A 903-nucleotide genomic window follows, 5' to 3' on the forward strand; every position below is an offset into this window, starting at 1 on the left:
CCCCGACCTCTCGGGACCGGCTGTCGTTTCCATCGACCGTTCCCCGGCCGCCTTCCACGTCGCCGAACCCGCCCTGTCCGCACCCCCGCCGGCGATGATCGTGAATGCGCCTGGGGCACTTGGCATTCCAAGCATTGCGCTGGCGGCCTACCGCAGCGCCGAGCAGAAGATGGCCGTGGCCGCCCCGAACTGCGGCGTGAGCTGGAACTTGTTGGCCGGGATCGGGCGCATCGAATCCGGTCATGCCGGCGGCGGCGCGGTCGACGCGCGCGGCACGGCGGTCGTCCCGATCTACGGCCCCGCGCTGGACGGCACGCTGCCCGGCAACGAGATCATCCTGCAGAGCAGCGCCGGCAATCGCCCCACCTACGCCCGCGCGATTGGGCCGATGCAGTTCCTGCCCGGCACCTGGGCGCGCTACGCCTCCGACGGCAAAGGCGACGGCGTCGCCGATCCGCAGAACCTGTTCGACTCCACGCTGGCCGCGGCCCGGTACCTGTGCAGCGGCGGCCTCAACCTCCGCGACCCCTCCCAGGTGATGGCCGCGATCCTGCGCTACAACAACTCGATGGCGTACGCGCAGAACGTGCTGGGCTGGGCCTCGGCGTACGCCACCGGTGTGGTGCCGGTCGACCTGCCTCCGATGACGGGTCCGCCGCCCCCGCTGGCCGACGCGCACCTCGAGCACGCCGAGGGACTCGGCCCCAACCTGCCGATGAACGTCAACGGGCTGCCGTTGGACGACCCCCTGGCGCGGATGCCGCTGATCGACCTCTCCCAACCACAGAGCGCGGGTCCACCGCCGATGTTCCCGTGGATGACCCCGACGCCGCAGCAGGCCCCGGCCCGGCTGCCCGGCTGCACGGTGATCTGCGTCGGCCCCCAGAACCCGCCGCCGAACGC

At 72.1% G+C, this 903-nt stretch carries 1 protein-coding gene; it reads left to right on the top strand.

Going from position 1 to position 903, the window contains the following annotated elements; translation table 11 throughout:
* On the top strand, nucleotides 1-903 hold a 903-nt coding region (locus C1737_RS00005), incomplete at both ends, for a lytic transglycosylase domain-containing protein (RefSeq protein ID WP_102416882.1).

The sequence above is a fragment of the Mycobacterium sp. 4858 genome (genome assembly GCF_900240975.1).
In the GTDB taxonomy this organism is placed as follows: Bacteria; Actinomycetota; Actinomycetes; order Mycobacteriales; family Mycobacteriaceae; genus Mycobacterium.